This is a genomic window from Cellulomonas carbonis (genome assembly GCF_014636275.1).
GTDB lineage: Bacteria > Actinomycetota > Actinomycetes > Actinomycetales > Cellulomonadaceae > Actinotalea > Actinotalea carbonis.
This window is the reverse complement of record NZ_BMEB01000072.1, coordinates 1-504: the sequence shown is the minus strand read 5'-3', so window position 1 is coordinate 504 and position 504 is coordinate 1. Positions and strand designations below refer to the sequence as shown.

General features: G+C 41.9%; 1 pseudogene. It reads right to left on the bottom strand.

The features are described from left to right. A pseudogene (bmrR, locus tag IEV86_RS18365) lies at window positions 1–504 on the bottom strand (multidrug efflux transcriptional regulator BmrR); the annotation flags it as partial.

Genomic DNA, 504 nt, shown 5'->3' with positions numbered 1-504 from the left:
ACTCGTATACATCACTGACAACTGTTAATTGGCGGTCCGCGATATATTTGATAAGCTTCTGTAAGTTGAGAAAATAATGTTCAGGCGAAAAATTATACGCGATACACGCATACCTCCCTTTAGGGATCGTTGTGATTTCCATATCCGGCGTAATTGATGAAATCTGTTTATTCGTCAATACAGGTGTGAAAATATGACGGTAAGTCATTTCATCAATGCTGGTGTAGGGCTGAAAAGAGAAAGTAGCGCCGTAGCTATTGTTCGTAAATCCATCTGCTGACTCGATAAATTTTTTTAATTTGCTGTAGGAGGCGTTGAGCACGTTTTCAGGCCCGATTCCTTCTGCCTCTGTCTGAATGATCCGTATTTCTTCTTCATCTAAAACAAACACCTCACCGAGCGCGGGATATTCCATCTGCCGTTTCATCCGCTTTTTCACCAATGAAATGGTTTGCTCCAGGGCTGATAAAAAGTCTAATTTCTCCCTGATTTGCCTCTCCTGCT